The organism is Streptomyces sp. NPDC058620 (genome assembly GCF_042717135.1).
Taxonomy (GTDB): Bacteria; Actinomycetota; Actinomycetes; order Streptomycetales; family Streptomycetaceae; genus Streptomyces.
Genome location: NZ_JBHXQO010000008.1, coordinates 150,839 through 168,370 on the forward strand (window position 1 = coordinate 150,839; position 17,532 = coordinate 168,370).

Sequence of the window (17,532 nt, forward strand, 5' to 3'; positions counted from 1 at the left end):
GCGTCTCAAGTTCCCGTCCTTTTCCTGGCTGTTCGCGCCCAGGACAGGGCGCGTGACCGCACCCGGGAACCGGCGCCCGCAGGCACACGAAGGCAGGCTCCCTGGGGGCGGAGACCTTGACGTGAGGCGGGAGATCGACAGATCTCGACCGCAGCTGATTCGGCTCGTCCATGCCATCGTGTCACCGGGCGCTCTTCTGCCGCTCTCCTCCCTCGGGCACCTCCGTTCCGGCTGCGGGCGCTCCCTGGCCCTTGCGCGTCAGGTGGCGCTGGGCGGGGAGCAGGGGGGTGATCGCCGCGAGGAGGACCAGGATGACGGCCATCGCCCGGAACGCGTTCCCGTAACTCTCCATGAGCGCGGCGGGCGGTCCCGGGGCGCCGCTGGTGGTGAGGGTGAGCAGTACGGCGAGACCGAACGCCCCGCCGAACTGCCGTGAGGTGTTGACCAGTCCGGACGCGGCCCCGGCCTCGGTGGGCCCTACCCCGGAGGTGACCGTGAGGGTCAGCGGGGTGCTCACGAGACCGCCGCCGAACGAGATCACCACGGCCGGGCCGAGTATCCCGCCGAGGTAGCTGCTTTCGGGACTGATGCCGCTCTGCCACAGGAAGCCCGCCGCGGCGGTGAGCGCCCCGGCGGCGATCAGGGCACGGGCCTGTACGTACCGCATCAGCCACGGGGTCAGGAACAGGCCGACCAGCAGCATCACCACGGTGTGCGGGAGGAATCCCAGGCCCGTCTGCGCGGCGCTGTAGTGCAGCACCCCCTGCATGGTGAGGGTCAGGAAGTACCAGATCGGGATATGGAACCCGGCTCCGGCCAGCATCATCCCCACGTTCCCCCAGCCGACCCCGGGCAGCCTCAACAGGCCGGGCGGGACCAGTGGCTGGGCGGCGTACCACTTCTCCACCGCCACGAAGCCGGCGAGGGCGACGATCCCGCCGGTGAGGGGCAGGGCCGTGGCCGGGTCGCTCCAGGCGTGGACGCGGGCCTGGGCGATGCCGAGGGTGAGGAGTGCGAGCCCCGCCGTCGCCAGCACCGCGCCGGGCAGATCGAGCCGGACCCGCCGCGCCGGAGCGGTGCGTCCCTTGAGCAGCCGGGCGGCCAGCAGGAGCAGGGGAATGCCGATCGGCACGTTGATCAGCAGCACCGAGCGCCAGGACAGGTACTCGGTCAGGATGCCGCCGAACAGATTGCCCGACGCCCCGCCGGCCAGACTGACCGCGGTCCAGATCGCGAGCGCCCTGGTCCGCCGCGGGCCCTCGGGGAACGTGGTGGTCACCATGGTCAGGGCCAGCGGAGCGAGTACGGCCGCCCCGACCCCCTTCGCCGCCCGCGCCGCGATCAGCAGCGCGGGCGACGTCGCGAGCCCGCCGGCCGTCCCGGCGACGACGAACACCGAGAGGCCGATGAGGAACACGCGCCGGTGCCCGTACAGATCGCCCAGCCGCCCGCCCAGCAGCAGCAGCCCGGCGAACGCCAACGCGTAACTGCTGACGACCCATTGGAGGTTCGCCGGATCGAAGCCGAGTTCCTTCTGCATCGAAGGAAGCGCGACGGTGATCACCGAGACGTCGAACAGAACGATGAACTGCGCCGCACACGCCAACGCGAGCGTCGACGTGGCAGTGGTCCCGCCACGCATGTCCCTCCCCAGGAGCCGTTCAGCCAGGACGGTGCCGTACGTCTGTACCGCTCTACTGGGAGAAGTCCACCCCCTGCGCCAGTGCCACCCGGCCCGAGTAGTTCACCGTGTTGGTCGCGCGGCGCATATAGGCGCGCCAGGCGTCGGAGCCGGACTCGCGGCCGCCGCCGGTCTCCTTCTCGCCGCCGAAGGCCCCGCCGATCTCGGCCCCCGAGGTGCCGATGTTGACGTTGACGATGCCGCAGTCCGCACCGTCCGCCGCGATGAACCGTTCGGCCTCGCTCTGGTCCGCGGTGAAGATCCCGGAAGACAGGCCCTGCGGGACGTCGTTGTGCAGCCGGATCGCCTCGTCGAGGTCCCGGTAGGTCAGGACGTACAGGATGGGCGCGAAGGTCTCCTCGCGGACGACGGCGGTCTGCGCGGGCATCGTCACGAGCGCGGGCCGTACGTAACCGGCGTCGGGCGCCTCGTCCTCCAGCCGGCGTTCACCGCCGACGACCACGGTGCCGCCCTCCTGGACCGCCCGGTCCAGGGACTCGCGCATCCTGGCGCGCGCCGCCCCGTTCACCAGCGGGCCGACGAGGGTCGACTCCTGGAACGGGTCGCCGATCGGGAGCCTGCGGTACGCGGCGGCGAGCCGCTCGACGACGGTGTCCACGACGTCGGCGTGCACGATCAGCCTGCGGAGTGTGGTGCACCGCTGGCCGGCGGTGCCCGCCGCCGCGAACACGGCGGCGTTGAGGGTGAGATCGAGGTCGGCCGAGGCGGTGACCACGGCCGCGTTGTTGCCGCCGAGCTCCAGGATGGTGCGGCCGAACCTGGCCGCCACCCGGGGGCCGACCTCGCGGCCCATCCGGGTCGAGCCGGTCGCGCTGACCAGCGGGACCAGCGGCGAGTCCACCAGCTGCGTGCCGGCCTCCGCGCCGCCGAGCACCACCTGGTTGAGGTGGGCCGGGGCGCCGGTCTCGGCGACGGCGCGGTCGAGCAGGGCGGAGCAGGCCAGCGCGGTCAGCGGGGTCAGCTCGGACGGCTTCCAGACCACGGTGTCACCGCAGACCAGGGCCACCGCGGCGTTCCACGCCCACACGGCGACCGGGAAGTTGAAGGCGCTGATCACGCCGACCACGCCCAGCGGGTGCCAGGTCTCCATCAGCCGGTGGCCGGGGCGCTCGGACGGCATCGTACGGCCGTAGAGCTGCCGGGACAGGCCCACCGCGAAGTCGCAGATGTCGATCATCTCCTGCACTTCGCCGAGTGCTTCGGAGCGGATCTTTCCGGCCTCCACGGTGACCAGGTCGGCCACCGCCTCCTTGTGCTCGGTGAGCAGTTCGCCGAGCCGCTTGACCAGCGCGCCGCGCACCGGCGCCGGGGTGGTCCGCCACTCGAGGAACGCGGCGTGCGCCGCCTCGATGGCCCGGTCGATGTCCTCGGGGCTGTCGGCGCGCAGTCCGAACAGGTCCTGGCCGGTGACCGGCGTACGGGCGGTCAGGGCGTCGCCCTTGACCGAGGCGAGCTCCACTCCGCACCTGGCCAGCGCGTTCTCCGCCCGGGTGCGTATGTCTTCGGTGCTGCTGACTGCGGTAACCATGCCGACTCCTGGTCGATCGTGCCGGGTGCAGGCCGGTTCCCGGCCGGCACCCGAAGCTGTCACTACTTCCGGGGCGCTCAGCCCCGGTCCTGCGCATCCTTCAGCGCCTCCGCCAAGAAATCGATCTCGGCCTCGGTGGTGTAGAAGTGCGTCGAGACCCGGATCAGGGTCCCGTCCGGCCGCTCGGCCACGGCCGACTCGATCCGGAAGCGCTCCCAGAGGCCGCGGCGCAGGCCGTCCGCGTCCGTACCTCCGGGCAGATGGAACGCCACCATCCCGCCGGACAGTTCCGCCGAAGCCGGTGTGGCCGGTTCCAGTCCGTACCAGCCGGTGAGGCGTTGGCGTGCGTACTCCGTCATCTCGCGCATACGTGAGCGGATTCTGTCGTGTCCGAGCTCCGCCTGGAAGCCGATGGCCTCCGGCAGGGTCAGCCACGGGCAGATGTCCCGCGTTCCCTCGCACTCCAGTCTGCGCAGGCGGGGGGTGCTGCCGAAGCGGTCGCGCTCGTCCGGCGGCCCGCTCCCGGCCGGGGGACGGTAGGCCCAGCTCACCTGGGGCGGCCGCAGGGTCCGCGTGTGGTCAGCGCCGATGTGCAGGAATCCGACGCCGGTGGGTGCGAGCAGCCATTTGTGGCCACTGCCCGCGTAGAAGTCGCAGGGCAGGGCGGCCAGGTCCAGCGCGGTGAAGGCCGGGGCGTGGGCGCCGTCGATCATGGTGAGGACGGAGCGCTTGCGGGCCTCTTCGCACAGTTCGGCCGCGGGCAGCACCAGCCCCGTCGACGACACGACATGGCTGAAGAAGAGCACCCGGGTCCGCGCGTTCATCGCGGCGACCGCGGCGTCGACGATCTCCTGCGGGTCGCGGGGCATGTCCGGCAGCCGGAACGTCCGTACGGTCAGCCCCCGTTCCCGGGCCATGCGCTCCCAGCACCACCGCATCGGCGTGTACTCGTGGTCGCTCATCAGGATCTCGCCCGGTGCGGCGGGCCGCAGCGAGGAGGCCACCAGGTTGACGGCCGCGGTCACGTTGGTGGTGAGGACCAGGCGGTGCGGCTCGCTGCCGACGTACGCCGCCAGCGACTCGCGCGCCCGCCACAGCAGCGGGGGAACGTCACGCAGCAGGAAGTCCATCGGCTCGTGGGCGAGACGGCCGCGCAGGGCCGTGACGCGCTCGAAGACCCGGCGGGGCAGCGGCCCGCCGGAGCCGGTGTTGAGGTTGACGACCGTGGGGTCGAGGAGCATCTGCTCACGGGCACCGGCCCAGTCGGTATCGGCCATGTGGTGTTCTCCCGCCCATAGGCAACGGACTCATAAGTCAGAAAACGGGCCTGCCGACATATCCCCGGACCGGTCCGGAATGCTTTCGTGCGTTACGCCCTGGAGGCGGGCCACGTCAGTGTAGGCACTTTCCCTGGGCTGTCCATACCTCTTTCCCGCCACTGTTCCGGTACCGGACAGCACTCGTCCGAAAGAGCACCGCAAGAGAGGCAGAAGAGAACATCAAGAGCTTTTGGTCATACAACAGGTGCGCTGACCTGGGAGTGCGCCGCGGATTTCGCCTCTCCGGTTTCACCGAGGACGACACTGGGAGACGCAATGTCTGTGGCAACGTCAACGACGGGTGAACAAAAAGGAATTCCTGGTCAAGGAATTCCTGAGAAAGTGGCCTTGAGTGCCGGGGATGTCCATCGCGCACTGGAGCCGCACGTTCTCGTGGATGGCTACGGATTCGTACTCGATTTGGCGGCCAGTTCCGGAAGCTGGCTCGTCGACGGTGTCACCGGAAACCGCTATCTCGATTGCTTCTCCTTCTTCGCCTCCGCGCCGCTCGGTATGAACCCGTCCTGTGTGACCGACGACGAGGCGTTCATGCGGGACCTCGCCGCCGCCGCCGTCAACAAGCCCTCGAACCCGGACCTGTACACGATTCCGTACGCCGAGTTCGTCAGGACGTTCGCCCGGGTGCTCGGGGATCCGGCGCTGCCGCACCTGTTCTTCGTGGACGGCGGGGCGCTGGCGGTCGAGAACGCGCTCAAGGCGGCCTTCGACTGGAAGGCGCAGAAACTGGGCCTCGACGACGAGGCCGTCAACGGTCTCCAGGTGCTGCACCTGGAGCGGTCGTTCCACGGCCGCAGCGGATACACCATGTCGCTCACCAATACCGAGGTTTCGAAGACCACCCGGTATCCCAAATTCTCCTGGCCGCGCATTCCTTCCCCCGCGCTCCGGCATCCGCTCGCGGAGCACACCCGGGCGAACGAGGAGGCCGAGAAGCAGGCACTGGAGGCCGCGGAGGCGGCGTTCCGCGCAGCCGACGGGATGATCGCCTGCTTCATCGCCGAGCCGATCCAGGGCGAGGGCGGCGACAACCATCTGAGCGCCGGCTTCCTCCAGTCCATGCAGCGGCTCTGCCGGCAGTACGACGCCCTGTTCGTGCTCGACGAGGTGCAGAGCGGCTGCGGCATCACGGGCACCGCCTGGGCCTACCAGCAACTGGGCCTGGAACCCGACCTGGTGGCCTTCGGCAAGAAGACGCAGGTCTGCGGAGTGATGGGCGGGGGCCGGATCGACGAGGTCGTGGACAACGTCTTCGCCGTCTCCTCCCGGATCAGCTCGACCTGGGGCGGCAACCTCGCCGACATGGTCCGGGCCACCCGGATACTCGAGACGATCGAGCGCACGCGGATCTTCGAGACCGTCGGCCGGCTCGGCAGCTACCTGGGCGACGGCCTGGAAGCCATCGCCGTCAAGCACTCCGACGTGGTGAGCAACGCGCGCGGTCGCGGCCTGATGCGCGCGGTCGACCTGCCCGACACCCGCTCCCGTGACGAGGTCCTGCGCCGGATGTACCAGGAGCACCAGGTCATCGCCCTGCCGTGCGGCGACCGCAGCCTGCGGTTCCGCCCGCCGCTGACGGTCTCCGAGAGCGAGATCGACCAGGCCCTGGAGGCGCTGGCGCTCAGCGTCGCAGAGCCCCTCGCCTGACACACCACGTGTAGTCCGGCCCCTGGCACACACGTGTAGTCCGACCTGCTGCCGCAACGACAAAAGACGGAGATCCCACCCATGACGTCAGCACGGTTCCCGACGACCGCCGCGGAGTGGTCCGCTCGCATCGATGGAGTATCGGGCGAGCGCTGCGATCTGGAGATGCTGCTCAAGGACGAGTGGCGCAACAGGATCGCGGTGCGGGACGACGACCCCGGCATCCGTGCGACGGCTCACCGGGACCTGTCCGTCGGCGGGCAGCACTACACGACGCTGAAGAACGCACTGGCCGGCCACGACGGCGTGTCGGTCGGTGCGTTCGCTCTCGTCACGCTTCACAGCGTGATGCGCGCGTACGGCCACGGGAACCGGACGGTCGCCGCGTTCGTCGACGCCACCGCGGCCACGGAGCCGCAACACTCCCGCATTCTTCCCGTCATAGTCGACCACATCGCCCAGTCCGGGCTGACCTGCCTCGCGGCCGTACAGGAACTCGACGAGGCGCTGCGGCAGAAGGACGCGTACGGAAGTCCCGGGGAACTGCTCCAGCGCGGACTGTTCGACGCGCTGCTCGTGCTCGCGGACCGCGAGCTGCCTCTGGCCGAACTGCCGTCCTCCCCCCTGACCATGGTCGTCCGGGACACCGGCGGTTCGCTCGACTGGACGATCGCCTACGCGGGCGAGCTCTTCGAGGACCGGACGATCGCCGGTGTGCTCGATGTCGTACGCGAGGTGCTCGGCCAGTTCCTCAGCCACCCCGCCCTCCTCGTCGCCGACATCGAGCTCGTGTCGCGGGAGCAGCGCGAACAGATCCGCGTGTGGAACGCCACCGACGGCGACTTCCCGCAGGGCAAGCGCCTCAACCACCTCTTCGAGGACGCGGTCCTGCGGTCGCCGGACCGTGAGGCCGTCGTCTTCGGCGACACCAGACTGACGTATCGCGAGGTCAACGAGCGGTCCAACCAGTTCGCGCACTGGCTGCTGGGACCCGGCGCCGGCGTCCGCCCGGAGGAACTGGTCGGGCTGTACCTCGACAAGAGCGACCTGGGCGTCGTCGCCACCCTGGGCATCTGGAAGTCCGGCGCGGCCTACGTCCCGATCGACCCCGGTTACCCGGCGGAGCGCGTCCGGTTCGCCGTACGCGACACCGGGCTCTCCGGCATCGTCACCAACCAGCGCCACGCGGCGCGGCTCCGGGAGATGCTCGGCGCCGAACACGCCGACGTGCGCGTCATCGAGGTGGAGACCGTCCTGGCCGAGCAGGCCGGGGCCGGGAGCGCCGTCCTGGAGAACCCGCGGCTCCCCCTGGGGAGCGGGGACCTCGCCTATCTGACGTACACCTCCGGCACGACCGGTGTGCCCAAGGGCGTGCCCAAGTACCACGACAGTGTCGTGAACAGCATCACGGACCTCTCCGAGCGCTACGACATGTGCCGGCCCGGCGAGGAGCGGGTGGCGCTCTTCGCCTCGTACGTCTTCGAACCGCACCTGCGCCAGACCCTGATCGCGCTGATCAACTCGCAGACGCTGGTGATCGTCCCGGAGCGGGTCAGGCTGGACCCGGACCGCTTCCCCGTGTTCCTGGAGAGCAACGGGATCACGTATCTCAATGCCACGGGATCGGTCATCCAGTACTTCGACCTGCGTCGATGTCCGAGTCTCAAGAAGATCCTGCTGGTCGGCGAGGAACTGACCGCGGCCGGGCTCCGCCGGCTCCGCGAGAACTTCTCCGGTCACATCATCAACGAGTACGCATTCACCGAGGCCGCCTTCGTCACCGCCGTCAAGGAGTTCGCCCCCGGCGTCACGGAGCGCAAGGACCGCAGCATCGGCCGCCCGGTCCGCAACGTCAAGTGGTACGTGCTGAGCCAGAACCTCAAGCAGCTGCCGATCGGCGCGATCGGCGAGCTGTACATCGGCGGACGCGGTGTGGCCCCCGGCTATCTCAACCGGGACGACCTGACCGCCGAGCGCTTCACCCCGAACCCGTTCCGCTCGGAGCACGAGGTGGCGAGCGGCCAGAACGCCCGCATCTACAGGACCGGCGACCTGGCACGGCTCCTGCCCTCGGGCGAGGTCGAGTTCATGGGCCGCAGCGACTTCCAGCTGAAGCTGAACGGCGTCCGCGTGGAGCCCGGCGAGATCGAGGCGCAGGCCACCGAGTTCCCCGGTGTACGCAAGTGCGTCGTCGTGGCCCGCGAAGGGGCCGGCGGGCCCAGTGACCGCTATCTGGCCGGTTACTACCTCACCGAACCCTCGGCGGATGTGACCGAGGACGAGCTGCTGGCCTTCCTCGAACAGCGGCTGATCCGGATCATGGTCCCCGCCCGGATGGTCCGCCTCGACAGCATCCCGGTCAACATCAACGGCAAGGTGGACTGGCGCGCCCTGCCCGAGGTGGACGCCGCCCGCCCCGGCGCGACGCCGGCACCGGCGCACGGCGGCCGTCCGGCGGACGGCGTGCTCGACGAGCTCCGTGCGATCTGGAGCACGGTCCTCGGTGTACCGGCGGCCCGGATCGGCGACGGCGACGACTTCTTCCGGCTCGGCGGCCAGAGCATCTCCTGCATCCTGCTCATCGCACGCGTACGCCAGCAGCTGGGCGTCTTCGTCGGTGTCGAGGACGTCTTCACGCTCAGGACACTCGGCGAACTGGCCCGGCACCTGGACCGGCAGCTGGAGCAGGGCCCGCGACCGGTACAGGGGAGCGTCGAGGAGTCCCTGAACGAGGGCGAATCCCTGCGGCTGCGCGCCAACGGCCTCCAGCAGGGCCTGCTCTACCACGCGTTGAAGAGCCGCAACGGCGACGACGCCTACGTCATGCAGTCGGTGCACCGCTACCGGTGCGGCATCCGGCCCGAGCAGATGAAGGAGGCGTGGCAGGACGCCCAGCGGAAGTACCCCGCGCTGCGCCTGCGCTTCGAGTGGGCCGAGGAACCGCTCCAGATCATCGAGCACGACGACAAGCCCTTCGACTGGCGCTTCGTCGACCTGAGCGAGATCGCGGACGCCGGCGAGCAGGACGCCCGCATCAGGGAACTCCAGGAACGGGACAGGACCGAGCCGTACGAACCGGCGGCGGGCCGGCTGTTCCGCGTCTACCTGGTCAAGCAGCGCGAGGACCTGTTCTCGCTGATCTTCAGCTGCCACCACCTGATCATGGACGGCTGGAGCCTGCCCGTACTCCACGACGACGTGCACCGCACCTACCTCCGGCTGCTCCGGGGCGCCGGAACGGAAACGGCCGTGGACCACGCGTACGTGGCGGCGCAGCGGCACTGGGAAGCGCACCGGGACGACCACGTCGACTACTGGGTCCAGCAGATCGAGCGCATCGACGAGCGCGGGGACTTCGGCGGGCTCCTCAAGGAGGAGATCCGCTACCAGGTCGCGCTCAGCGACTACGACCACGTACGCGAGCACCGGACGAAGAAGCTGCGTCTCGGCGCGGTCCTGACCGCAGAGCTCAAGGCGCGGTGCGCGGCGAACTCCGTCACCCTGCACTCGGTGCTCCAGTTCGTGTGGCACAAGGTGCTGTACGCCATCGGCGGTGGGAACACCACGGTGGTCGGAACGATCGTCTCCGGGCGCAACCTGCACGTCGACGCCATCGAGGACTCGGTCGGCCTGTTCATCAACACGCTGCCGCTGATCGTCGACCACGACGACCAGGCGGCGAGGACCGTCGGCGACGCGATCAGCGACATCCAGGCCGCCGTCAACACGATGAACAGCAGGAGCACGGTGGAGCTGGGACGGCTCCAGACCGGCGGCATGAAACGGCGGCTCTTCGACACGCTGCTCGTGCTGGAGAACTACCCCCGGCTGCTGGAGGAGGCGGAGGAGCACGACGAACTCCTGCGCTTCGAGAAGGGGTACGACGCCGACAAGGTGGACTACCCGCTGGCCGTCGTGGCACGCGAGGAGGACGACGAGCTGACGGTCACCCTCTGGTACGCGGGCGAGCTGTTCGAGGACTCCACCATCGACACCCTGCTGGACGCCACGGACACCCTGTTCCAGCAGGTCGCGGACGATATCGCGCAGCCCGTCACCGGCCTCGAACTGGTCTCACCGGCCATGACCGAGCGCTTCGACGAGTGGAACCGCACCGAGACCGCCTTCCCCGCCGAGCAGACCCTCCACGGCGTCTTCGAGCAGATGGCGGCGGCCTGGCCCGACGAGGACGCGGTCGTCTACCGCGACCGCCGCCTCACCTACCGGCAACTGGACGAGCGGGCCAACCGCCTGGCCCACCACCTGCGGTCGGTCGTCGAGCTCAGGCCGAACGACCTGGTCGGCCTGGTCGTCGACAAGAGCGAGCTGATGATCACGGCGATCCTCGCGGTGTGGAAGGCGGGGGCGGCGTACGTGCCGATCGACCCCGGCTACCCGGACGACCGGATCGCGTTCATGCTCCAGGACACCGCGGCCCGCGCGGTGGTGACCAACGAGATCCACGGCGAGCGGCTGCGCGGCGTGACCGCCGATGCCGGGCTCCGGGTGCTGGACATCGAGCGGCTGCCACTGGACGAGGAGCTGGCCCACGCGCCGGAGACGGCCGTGACCAGCACCGACCTGGCGTACGCGATCTACACCTCGGGGACCACGGGCAGGCCGAAGGCCGTACTCGTCGAGCACCGGGGCGTCGTCAACCTCCAGGTGTCCGTGGCCCGGCTGTTCGGCCTGGCGAAGGAGAAGGGGGACGAGGCGCTGCTCTCGTTCTCCAACTACGTCTTCGACCACTTCGTCGAGCAGATGACCGACGCGCTGCTCAACGGACAGAAGCTGGTCGTCCTCGACGACAGCATGCGCACGGACGCCGAGCGGCTGTACGCGTACATCAACGACGAGCAGGTCACGTACCTCTCCGGCACCCCGTCGGTCCTCTCGCTGTACGACTACGCGACCACGACGTCCCTGACCCGCATCGACGCGATCGGTGAGGACTTCACCGAGCCCGTGTTCAACAAGATCCGCGGGACGTTCGGGAAGACCATCATCAACGGCTACGGCCCGACCGAGATCTCCATCACGAGCCACAAGCGGCTGTACGAGGCGGGCGAGCGGCGCGCCACCAAGAGCATCGGGCACCCGGTCGCCAACACCGCCTGCTACGTGCTCAACAAGTCGATGCAGCGCGTCCCCGTCGGTGGCATGGGCGAGCTCTACATCGGCGGAACCGGCGTCACCCGCGGCTACCTCAACCGTGACGAGCTGACCGCCGACCGCTTCGTCGACAACCCGTTCCAGACCCCCGAGGAGAAGGCGGAGGGCCGGAACGCTCGCGTCTACAAGACGGGCGACCTCGCCCGGTGGCTGCCCAACGGCGAACTGGAGTGCCTGGGACGCACCGACCTCCAGGTGAAGATCCGCGGGCAGCGGGTCGAGCTCGGCGAGGTCGAGGCCGCCCTGTCCTCGTACGAGGGCGTGACCCGGTCCCTGGTGATCGCGCGCGAGCACGGGTCGACGGTGTCCGCCGCCGCGCAGAAGTACCTCGTCGGCTTCTACGTCTGCGACCGCGAGCTCGACGAGCAGGACGTGAAGCAGTGGATGCGGGCCAGACTGCCCGAGGCCATCGTCCCCGCCCGCATCCTGCGGATCACGGACATCCCCGTCACGCCCAGCGGGAAGCTGGACACCCGCAGGCTCCCGGAGACGGACTTCGGACCGGGGGACAGCACCGAGTACGTCGCCCCGTCCAACGACGTGGAGACCAAGCTCTGCGGCATCTGGTCCACGGTGCTCGGCGTCGCCCCCGACCGCATCGGGGTCCACGAGGACTTCTTCGCACTCGGCGGCGACAGCATCCGGGCGATGGCGCTCGCCCAGGCCATCACCACCAGCTTCGGCCGCGGCCTCGGGGTCGCGACCGTGCTCCAGCACACGACGCTCGGTGCCCAGGCGGCCCACATCCAGGAGATGGCCGCACAGGCCGACGACGAGCCCTTCGAGGCCGCCGGGCGCGCCGCCGAAGGGGCGGGCGAGCCCCTGGTGTCGCTCGCGCAGGAACGCCTGCTGTTCATCGACGAGTTCGAGGGCGGCACCGCCGCGTACAACATCCCGTTCGTCCTGCGGATCGCCACGGACGACGGTGTCTCGCCGGACACGGTCGTCCAGGCCCTGCGCACGCTCGTGCGCCGCCACCCCGCCCTGCGCACGCTGCTCAGGACGGACGGCGACGGTGTCAGGCGGCAGTACACGCTGCCCCAGGACGAGGCGTCGGACCTGTTGCGGCCCGCCCTGCACACGGCCGGCAGCACCACGGAACTCGACGAGCGACTGGTCGGGGCCCAGGGTCATGTGTTCCGCCTGGACGAGGAACTGCCGCTGCGCGCCGACCTGTTCGAGCTCGCCACGGACCCCGGCGGCGTCCACCTGAGTCTCGTCCTGCACCACAGCTGCTTCGACGGCTGGTCCTGGAACACCTTCCGCCGTGAACTGGCGGCCCTCCTCCACGGCGTGCCCGACACGGAACTCGGCACGATCCGTGGCAGCTACGCGGACTTCGCCGTGTGGCAGCGCCAGTATCTGAGCGGACGGCGCCTCTCGGAGCTGACCGCCTTCTGGACACAAGCGCTGGCCGGATACGAGACGACCAGGCTGCCGCTGGACCGGCCGCGCCCGCCCCGCTTCGACTACCGGGGCCGCGAGATCGAGTTCGCCCTCGACGAGCCGACCACCCAGGCACTGAAGGCCCTGGCCCAGTCGGCGCGGGTGAGCCTGTACAGCGTGCTGCTCGGGGCCTGGGGCCTCGTGCTCCACACGTACACCGGACAGCACGACTTCGTCGTGGGGACTCCCTCGGCCAACCGGGGCCGCCCGGAGTTCGACCGTACGATCGGCTTCTTCGCCAACCTCCTCGCCCTGCGCGTCCGGATCGACCCGGACGCGACGCTCACGGACTACGTGCACGCGGTGGGCGAGAACGTCGTCGCGGCGCAGGTGCACGGCGAGCTGCCGTTCGAGCAACTGGTCAAGGAGCTCGACCCCGAGAAGGACCCGAGCCGCCACCCCGTCCTCCAGATCAACTTCACCCTCCAGAACGTCACGGACCGCTCCGACGGCGACCCGGCGGCACAGGAGCACCCGCTCCTGACCCCGTACACACCGGACGGCGGCGGCTGGACGGCCACCAAGTTCGACCTGTCGGCCACCCTCACCGAGACCCAGGACGGCCTGGCGGGCAACCTGACCTACGCCGCCTCGCTCTTCGACGACGCGAGTGCCGCCGGCTTCATCACCACCTTCCGGCAGATCCTGGCGGAGTTCGCCCGGCTGTCCGCCGTCGGGAACCGCGCCGGTCTCGCGGACGTCAACCGCCTCGCCGACGCCGACCGGACGGCCCTGGCGGCCGCCGGCAGCACCGCGCGGGCGCTGCCCGGCCGTGCCCCCGCCCGGACGCTCCACGAGGTGTTCGAGGAGAGGGCGGCGGCCCTGCCCGACGAGGACGCGGTCGTGTGCGGCGATACGGCGCTGACCTACCGCGAGCTCAACGAGCGGGCGAACCGGCTGGCCCACTACCTGCGGTCGGTCGTCGAGCTCAGGCCGAACGATCTGGTCGGCCTGGTGCTGGACAAGAGCGAGCTGACGATCACGGCGATCCTCGCGGTGTGGAAGGCGGGGGCGGCGTACGTACCGATCGACCCCGGCTACCCGGACGACCGGATCGCGTTCATGCTCCAGGACACCGGCGCCCGGCTGGTCGTGACCAACGCGGCCCACGGAGAGCGGCTGCGCGCCCTGCCCGCCGCGGCGGACACCCAGGTGGTCGACATCGACCGGCTTCCGATGGGCTACCGCTCCGCCGAGAACCCGGTCACGCCGGTGACCGCCGAGGACGTGGCGTACGCGATCTACACCTCGGGCACCACGGGCAGGCCCAAGGCCGTCCTCGTCCCGCACCGCGCGGTGGACAGCTTCCGGGAGGAGCTGGACGGGCGCTACTTCGGGGCCCCGGACGCGTCAGCCGGCGCGGCACGTCACGGCGTCCTGTTCCTCGCGAACTACGTCTTCGACTTCTCCGTCGAGCAGCTGGCGCTCTCCGTCCTGGCCGGTCACAAGCTCATCGTCCCGCCGCCCTCACCGGCCCACGACGACGCCTTCTACTCGTACGCGAACCGTGCCGGACTGACGTATATGAGCGGTACGCCGACCCAGATCCAGCAGTTCGACCTCGCCCGTCTGACGGAGCTGCGGTGCGTGCTCGTCGCGGGGGAGGCGTTCCACGAGAGCCACTTCGACAAGATCCGGCGCGAGTACGCCGGGCCCATCGTCAACGCCTACGGGACCACGGAGACGGCGGTCTACAACACCAACCGGCGCTTCGAGCCCGGCGAGAGCTACCGCAACACCTTCGGCGGACCGCTCGGAAACACCCGGCTGTACGTGCTCGGCGACAGGATGGAACTGCTCCCGCCCGGCGCGGTCGGGGAGCTGTACGTCGCGGGCGAGTGCGTCACGCACGGGTATCTGAACCGGCCGGAGCTGACGCGGGAGCGCTTCCTGGCGAACCCGTTCCGCAGCGGGGAGGAGCGCGAGGACGACCGGTCTCCGGTCATCTACCGCACCGGTGACCTCGTCCGGCGCACCCGCGACGGCGAGATCCAGTACGTCGGACGCAACGACGCCCAGGTCAAGATCAACGGCCTGCGCATCGAACCCGGCGAGGTCGAGGCGGTCCTGGCCACCTGTCCGGGCGTCCGCGAGTGCGCCGTCGTCGTCACGGCGGACGAACGCTCCCCGGGCAGCAGGCGACTGGTCGGCTACTACGTCGCGGACCGTGACGCGAGCGTCGACGAGGACGGGATCTTCACCACCCTGCGGGCCCAGCTCATGCCGGGCATGGTCCCGGCCCTGCTGGTGCGGCTCGACCGGCCGCTGCCGATGACCATCAACGGGAAGCTCGACACCAAGGCACTCCCGCAGGCCGGCCTCTCGGTGAAGCGGGCGGCCTACGCCCCACCGCGCAGCCGTACGGAAGCCCGGCTCTGCCAGCTGTGGACCGCACAGCTGCCGGTCGGCTCGGTGGGCATCGACGACGACTTCTTCCGCTCGGGCGGCGACAGCATCAGCGCCCTGCACCTGGCGAGCCAGGTGCAGCGCGAAGTGGGGCGCAAGGTCGGCGTCAAGGACATCTTCGACTTCCCGACCGTCCGCCGGCTCGTCGACAACGTCCTGTCCGGACCGGAAGCCGCACGGGGCGCGGACGGGAGCGAGGGGGAGGCACCCGAGCAGGGCCGGCTGACCGGCGAGTGCCCGCTGCTGCCCATCCAGGAGTGGTTCTTCGCCAAGCCCCTCGCCGACCGCGACCGGTGGAACCACAACTTCGCCGTCACGACGCCGCCGCTCGACATGGCCAGGCTCCGCCCGGCCCTGGCCCGGCTCGTGGAACACCACGACGCATTCGGTCTGCGCTACACCGGCACGGGCACCGAGATCACCCAGACCTACGGCGGCAGCCCGGACGTCGTCCTGCACGAACTCGACGTGACACATCTGCGGGACGAGGAGATCAGCAGCCAACTCGCCGCGTGGCAGAGCGGGTTCGACCTCGCGGACGGCCCGACGCACTGTGTGGCGTACCTCCACGGCTTCGAGGACGGCACGGCGAGGGTCTGGTTCGCCCTGCACCACCTGATCGTCGACACCGTCAGCTGGCACATCCTGGCTCAGGACCTGGAGATCCTCTACCACGAGGGCGAGTTGGAGGCGAAGACGAGCAGCTACCGGCAGTGGGCCGAGGCGCTGCGGGGCTACGCCCCCGGCGAGGGCGAACGGCAGCTCTGGACGGAGATCACCCGGGGCATGGCCTCGGCGCCCGCCGGCGAGCTGACCGCGCCCCCGCGCGACGCGGAGACCCGCCGCGAGGAGTTCGCGCTCGACCCGTCGGACACCAGGACCCTGCTCACCGAGAGCCACTGGGCGTACGACACCACGATGAACGACCTGCTGCTGACGGCGACCGGTCTCGCCCTGCGCTCGGTCACGGGGCAGGCGACGAACTACGTCACGGTAGAGGGACACGGACGCGAACGCTTCGAGGGGGCGCCCGACGTCAGGGACACCGTCGGATGGTTCACGACGATGTACCCCCTGGCCGTCGAGGCGGACCCGCAGGACCTCGGCCGCAGCATCCTGGACACGAAGGACGCCTTCCGGCGGGTCCCGCACCACGGGATCGGCTACGGGGCCCTCTTCGGCCGGTACGGCGGTGAGCGCGCGCCCCTGCCCACGGTCAGCTTCAACTATCTGGGCCGGCTCTCCGACGAGGGGGAGGGGGCGCCGGACCACGGGGCGGGCTGGCAGCTCGACTCCTCGATGTGCGGCAGCCACATCTCCGAGCGGAACAGGGGAGCGGACCAGTTCGGCGTCGACGTGACGATGAGGTGTACCGGCGGCCGCCTCGTGACGGTGGTCGACAGCCGGCTGGGCGAGGCCACCACCGGGCGGTTCGTGAGCGCACTGAAGTCGGCGCTCGAAGAGCTGACCGCGCACACGGCGGCCGTGGCACGCACCGGGACGGGCCGCGCCCGGACGGACCGGCCGACAGCGCCGGAGGACGCCTTCGAGCCGTACATCCTCGTCAACGAGGAGAGCGCGGAACGCACCCTCTTCGTCTTCCCGCCCGGCGAGGGCGGGGCCGAGAGCTATCTGAGCAACCTCGCCCAGCGGCTGCCCGGCCACCGGCTCGTGCTGTTCAACAACATCCATCTGCACGCGCCCATGGCCTCGTTCGAGGACCTGGCCCGCTACTACCAGGAGCACATCCGGGAACTGCGGCCGTCCGGCCCGTACAGCCTTCTCGGCTGGAGCTTCGGGGGAGTCCTCTCGCTGGAGGTGTCCCTGCAGCTGACCCGTGCGGGCGAGACGGTCGACCACCTGTTCCTCATCGACCCGTACTTCGACGTACGGCAGGCGTCGGCCGCCATCGGGCTCCCCGAGGCCGAGGACATCCTCGACCCGATCAACTACCACTACGCGCCGAGCCGCAAGGACCTGGACCGGCTGGGCGCACGCACCGGAAAACTGCTGATGTTCAAGGCGGAGGAGCTCAACGAGATCGTCCGCGACGACGAACAGCGCCGGCTGTTCGAGTTCTACCAGCGGTCGCCGTACAACGGCCTGGACGCGCTGCTGCCCGCCGAGTCGATCGAGGTCCATCCGCTCCGCGGCGAGACCCACCACTCGTGGGTACGCAACGACCGTCTGGTCGCCGGCATGTGTGAACGCATCTCGGCAGCGCTGTCGGACACCCGGTGACACGACCGGAGCGGGGGCCCCGACAGCTCTGCCGCCACTCGATCCCACGGAGG

At 70.0% G+C, this 17,532-nt stretch carries 5 protein-coding genes; 2 read left to right on the forward strand and 3 right to left on the reverse strand.

What is annotated here, in order from left to right:
- Nucleotides 1–181: 181 nt before the first annotated feature.
- From ACFWSK_RS11565 to ACFWSK_RS11575, 3 genes are all read right to left on the reverse strand, one after another.
- Nucleotides 182–1,642, reverse strand: a complete 1,461-nt coding sequence (locus ACFWSK_RS11565; RefSeq protein ID WP_383783677.1) for an MFS transporter — start codon at nt 1,640–1,642, stop codon at nt 182–184.
- Between the two features lie 52 nt (nt 1,643–1,694).
- Nucleotides 1,695–3,230: an aldehyde dehydrogenase family protein gene (locus ACFWSK_RS11570; RefSeq protein WP_383783678.1), complete on the reverse strand. Its 1,536-nt coding sequence runs from the start codon at nt 3,228–3,230 to the stop codon at nt 1,695–1,697.
- Between the two features lie 77 nt (nt 3,231–3,307).
- Entirely contained in the window at nt 3,308–4,507 is a 1,200-nt protein-coding gene (locus ACFWSK_RS11575) for an aminotransferase class V-fold PLP-dependent enzyme (RefSeq protein WP_383783679.1), read from the reverse strand.
- Between the two features lie 390 nt (nt 4,508–4,897).
- On the opposite strand from ACFWSK_RS11575, the gene lat reads away from it, so the two are divergent.
- Complete coding sequence (gene lat / locus ACFWSK_RS11580; RefSeq protein ID WP_383783680.1) at nt 4,898–6,214, forward strand: L-lysine 6-transaminase; 1,317 nt, start codon at nt 4,898–4,900, stop codon at nt 6,212–6,214.
- 81 nt (nt 6,215–6,295) lie between these two features.
- On the forward strand, nt 6,296–17,479 hold the full coding sequence (locus ACFWSK_RS11585; RefSeq protein WP_383783681.1) for an amino acid adenylation domain-containing protein: 11,184 nt from the start codon (nt 6,296–6,298) through the stop codon (nt 17,477–17,479).
- Nucleotides 17,480–17,532: the final 53 nt, after the last annotated feature.

What these genes read in the sequence shown, in the direction of transcription:
- ACFWSK_RS11565 (WP_383783677.1), bottom strand. Translation starts at nt 1,642, where the DNA reads ATGCGTGGCGGGACCACTGCCACGTCGACGCTCGCGTTGGCGTGTGCG.
- ACFWSK_RS11585 (WP_383783681.1), top strand. Translation starts at nt 6,296, where the DNA reads ATGACGTCAGCACGGTTCCCGACGACCGCCGCGGAGTGGTCCGCTCGC.
- ACFWSK_RS11570 (WP_383783678.1), bottom strand. Translation starts at nt 3,230, where the DNA reads ATGGTTACCGCAGTCAGCAGCACCGAAGACATACGCACCCGGGCGGAG.
- ACFWSK_RS11575 (WP_383783679.1), bottom strand. Translation starts at nt 4,507, where the DNA reads ATGGCCGATACCGACTGGGCCGGTGCCCGTGAGCAGATGCTCCTCGAC.